4 protein-coding genes are annotated in these 4,400 nt (G+C 33.7%); 3 read left to right on the top strand and 1 reads right to left on the bottom strand.

Going from position 1 to position 4,400, the window contains the following annotated elements:
• Nucleotides 1–165: 165 nt before the first annotated feature.
• From HMPREF2867_RS10295 to HMPREF2867_RS10285, 3 genes are all read left to right on the top strand, one after another.
• Complete coding sequence (locus tag HMPREF2867_RS10295; protein WP_070577335.1) at nt 166–1,410, top strand: hypothetical protein; 1,245 nt, start codon at nt 166–168, stop codon at nt 1,408–1,410.
• Between the two features lie 65 nt (nt 1,411–1,475).
• A complete protein-coding gene (locus HMPREF2867_RS10290) occupies nt 1,476–2,378 on the top strand; it encodes a hypothetical protein (protein WP_070577334.1) in 903 nt (300 codons plus the stop codon).
• Nucleotides 2,359–3,252 carry a hypothetical protein gene (locus HMPREF2867_RS10285; protein ID WP_070577333.1) on the top strand — a complete coding sequence of 298 codons (894 nt, stop codon included), beginning with the start codon at nt 2,359–2,361 and terminating at the stop codon, nt 3,250–3,252. The genes HMPREF2867_RS10290 and HMPREF2867_RS10285 overlap by 20 nt, the downstream gene beginning before the upstream one ends.
• 103 nt (nt 3,253–3,355) lie before the next feature.
• On the opposite strand, the gene HMPREF2867_RS10280 is transcribed toward HMPREF2867_RS10285, so the two are convergent.
• Complete coding sequence (locus tag HMPREF2867_RS10280) at nt 3,356–4,264, bottom strand: helix-turn-helix domain-containing protein (protein ID WP_070577332.1); 909 nt, start codon at nt 4,262–4,264, stop codon at nt 3,356–3,358.
• Nucleotides 4,265–4,400 lie beyond the last annotated feature (136 nt).

Here is a 4,400-nt window from a genome sequence, read left to right as displayed (position 1 = left end):
TTTTTTCTGTCTAACTTTTGGGGTGCAGTTCAAAGCTATTTTTATTGAATCATTCAATCATTTGGGTGTTTTCTTTTTCACATTATCGGTGAACTTGTGAATGCTAAATAATCAGATATAATGAAAAGTAAATCTATTTCAAAAATGAATATAGGAGATAAGTTGATGGATTATAAGAGGATTTGGAAAAAATATACCCTTATTTTACGTATCAGTACCGTGTTAATTATTATTTTGTTATTTTTCCTTCGATGGTTATTTTTAGAAAATTCCACAATGCAGTTGATTGCTTCAATTAGCGTCGTTTTTCTAGTTCTTGTATTAAAAATTTACTTAAATAGCTTATTGGTAAGGGAAACTCACAAAGTCCTTAATGAAACGATGGGTTTGGATTTCTGGTATGATTCGATTCAACGGCAAGGTAAGTCTCGACGAAAAAAGACTCAAATCAATGCTAGGATTGCTTCTATTACTTACGCTTACATGATTGGCGATTTTCCATCCGTCATAAGCCAAGCAGAGAAATTACAATTTGCAGGTATTAGGAAAACTTACCTTAATTTTCTATGGATTATTTCACTGAAAGCATCCTTACTTTCTGGAAAAATAATCAGCAAAGATGACCTCTTAAAATCACTCCATTATCTAAACTTTAAAGACGAGAAAGCAAAAGAAGTCAAACAGAGGGAATTTCTTGCTATGTACGATATCCTTGTGGAGAGGAAACCAAATGATTTCTTTAATCAAGCAACTGCTCCACAAGCCTTTGAACGACTTGAACTTCAGTATTTTAAAGCCTTAAATGAGCTAATAAAAGGAAATAAGACTCAATCCCAAAACTTGTTTGAAGAGATTGCACAAGAAGATGAGCGCCTGTACTTTGTACGAATGGCAAGACAGTGGTTGGGCAATAAAGGTGAAGGAGTTACCAAAAATTTAGAACAGGGGTTAGAGAAAATCGAGCCTCTAACTGTCGATTTGCCAAGTCTAGAACTTGAGACACCTAAAAAGAACAAGAAAAAATGGTTATGGTTGCTCTTGATTATACCAGCTCTAATGCTTCTGGGGATTATTAATACCACTATTGATGAGGAAAAATCAGATGATGGTATTTACTATCTCATCGTTAAAAATCGATCAACAAAAACAGCTACAATTGATAAAAATTTTTGGATAAAAATAGACGGTGAGCAGATTACTCTAAAGGATGTGGAGGGAGAGCAAACCTATCACTATGACTCCCAAAATGATGAATTCACTAAAGATTCAGAGACATATAATTGTCTGTTCAACAATGGTACCCTACTTCTTGTGGGTGACGGTTCAGATAATGAACCACTAGATTATGTTAGTCCTGAAAGCAGTTGGTATTCAGGCTATGAACAGGGAAAAGTCAAAATAGAAAAGTAGCTTAAACCGGAGAGGGACGCAAATAGCAGACTTGATTACAGTAAGAGAGAGGTGATAGTTAAGAAATGAAGAAATCAATTTTTAAAGCCAGTTTTGAAGAATCTTTAAATCTATTAGATGATGCCTCACTTCAATATATAAAGAAAGATTATTACGAAAAACTGGGCAAAGGCTTAAACAATGGAAAGCCAAGTATTGGTTTTAGAATAAAAAGTATTCTCTACAGCGTCTTTTTTGTATTCGGATGTAATTTTCTCTGTGCCTTATTTGCCTCTTCTTTGGATGTTGCAGATTCCAAAGATTTAACCTTGCCTGTTCACAAGCCGTCACTGTTGACCCCTGAATTATTTCTGATTTGCTGTTTTATATGGCTATTACTTGTACTTATTGGAAAATTTGTTCGAAAACCGTTTATTCGTCCATACAGATATCGCTTTCATGTGGAGATCTTTTTATTTTGGTTTTGCCTTGAGTTCAATCTCTTGGCAATAACTGTAGCCCTACCGACCCTAACCTCAGTTGGAATCTGGTTTATTTATATTCTTCTGTTTATTATTGCCCTGATATTCCTTCGTATGGAGAAAAGAAGTTTAAGCACTTGTTTTTTCGGTGAAGAGGCGAGAGAAACTCTTGTTGATAGAATAGCAAGCTTAATCGCCACCTATGGTTCAGGAGTGCTAGGGCTTGCTGTAATCATCAAAATAATCTTATCGCATTCGGGTATAGCAGTTTCACAAAGCTTGACTTTGTTAGGTATGTTCTTGACATGGATAATCATAGATATTGGATTCTTGGCAATGGTTATCTTCATGGAGCTCCCTTTCTTTTTAGAAGGTTACTACAAAATAAAATACCCTGAAGAATACCGAGACTGGGAAGGCAAGTCAGTAGAAGACTGGTATGGGAAAAAGTACTTGAAGAAACCCAAGGAGTTGTTGGAAGATAAGAATGAAGAAATCAATCTTTAGGGCCAGTTTTGAAGAGAGTTTAAATCTTTTAGATGATAGTGTCTCAGGAAAATTTGCACAGGAAAATTATCAGGATGCTCTAAAAAAAGAAAAATATAGAGGGACCTTTAAGTCGTATGTTTGGTTAGTGATTTTGACAATCTTATTTATAATGGGTCCCAATTGGTTGATTGTAGCTTTAAATAATTATTTATTTTATCATGCTAATCCTAAAGATTTAACAGTAGGCCTATCCGAGGTTAATTTTCTTCCCTACTGGGTGTTTTGGATGGGGCTGGCAATATGGCTTTTACTGATTATATTAGGAAAGCGATTCAACCAACAGTTCATTTTGATCTATAGAGGTCAGTTTCATTTTATGGTTTCTTTTATAATATGGCTGCTAATTGAACTTAATCTTTTCTTGATGAATTTACTTTATGGTCTTGTTGGCTATGTGGGAATGTTTGTTTTTGAAGGACTAATTCTTTTCACAATCATTTATATGATACGTGATAAGTCTACCTCATTGCTAAATTTATTATATGGTGGTACCGAAATAGAGAGTCCGACCGATAGATTGTTTAATAGAGTATTTAGATTTATTGTCAAGTATGGTGGAATAGTTGTAGCACTCTGGATAATTTTTCGTACGATATTTTCGGATTCAATAAGAAATGCAGATAGTTTGGTTGGAGGATTAAGCGTTTTATTTTTATTCCTAATGTTCAATATATTGATTGCTGCCTTTGAAATTTATTTCATGTTCCCCTACATGTTGCAGGGCTACTACAAATGGAAGTATCCAGAAGAATATCGTGATTGGGAAGGCAAGTCAGTAGAAGAATGGTATGGGAAGAAGTATCTAAAGAAGCATAAGGTCAAGTTTAAGTGAAAAAATTGAATTAATCAAAGAAGCATCTGAGTTTAACTTCAGATGCTTCTTTGATTGTTATTGTATAAAAATAATTATATTTAAAATGTTGCTGATATATTTTCTATTCTATATTTAAATCTTTTTGTATTTCCATTTTAAGATTTTTGATGAAGACTTGGTCACCAAAAGCTTCAGCTAGTACGGTAGCCGTATTATAGAGCTCAGCCGCTTTATCTCTGTTGTTCTCATAGAACAGATAATATTTCGCTTCAAAAATAAGTACAGCGGGTTTGTAAGCATGTTGTAGTGTCTTATCGATAACAGTATGCATTTTATCGACAATAGTTTTCATATTTCTATAATCATGGTGCATGACATAGATTCCACCTATAGTTGACAATGCTCCAAGTAGTTCAACATTAACTAGCTCTTCCCCTTGTAGTTCTTGATTAATTAATTTACATCGAAAACTTTCAACAATTTCTTCATCATAGTCACCAACTTGACATTTAAAAGTATAATATTTAATTAGTAAGAGGTCATTTAAGGAATATGCTTCTTTCTTCAATACTTGAGTCAGATAGTCTTCAAAGATAGTTTCGATAGCATCCTCTTCACCTTCAGTCATAAAATTCAGGGTTCTTTCAATGATATCAATGGTTAAAAGTTCGTCCTCTGGTAGAATATCAATATATTTTTCATAAAGTTCTTCAATATCTTGTAGTTTTTTCTTGATACGCTCGAGGTCGCCATAGACAGGAGACTTCATGAGTTTATATTTAGCCTGATAATACTCCTCAGGAATATCTAGTTTTGTTTCACCTAACAAATAGTTGAGGGAAACACCCAATTTATCACTGATGTATTGCAGTTTGACAATGGTTGGTAAAGAACGACCAAGTTCAATTCTCATCAGTTGTTTTACTGTTAATTCTTCTTCGGTATCACAAACGTGCTCACGTGTTAACCCTTGACGTTCACGTTCTTCACGAATTCTTTTTCCAATCTTGATTTTAATATCTTCTGACATACATAATTCCTTATGATTTAGATTTTTAATAATAATATAACGTAAAATTGAAATAAAGTCTAAAAGCCATAATAGAAGTAGTGTATAATAGAATCTACAGGTGTTTACAATTATGAAACAATCTCAATTTGCGAGG

It is taken from the genome of Streptococcus sp. HMSC064H09 (assembly GCF_001812625.1).
Taxonomy (GTDB): Bacteria; Bacillota; Bacilli; order Lactobacillales; family Streptococcaceae; genus Streptococcus.
The sequence above is the reverse complement of the archived record's forward strand: the minus strand, read 5'-3'. Positions and strand labels throughout refer to the sequence as shown.

Bases quoted from the DNA above. Each gene is read 5' to 3' on its own strand.
- HMPREF2867_RS10295 (WP_070577335.1), top strand. From the start codon at position 166: ATGGATTATAAGAGGATTTGGAAAAAATATACCCTTATTTTACGTATC.
- HMPREF2867_RS10290 (WP_070577334.1), top strand. From the start codon at position 1,476: ATGAAGAAATCAATTTTTAAAGCCAGTTTTGAAGAATCTTTAAATCTA.
- HMPREF2867_RS10285 (WP_070577333.1), top strand. From the start codon at position 2,359: ATGAAGAAATCAATCTTTAGGGCCAGTTTTGAAGAGAGTTTAAATCTT.
- HMPREF2867_RS10280 (WP_070577332.1), bottom strand. From the start codon at position 4,264: ATGTCAGAAGATATTAAAATCAAGATTGGAAAAAGAATTCGTGAAGAA.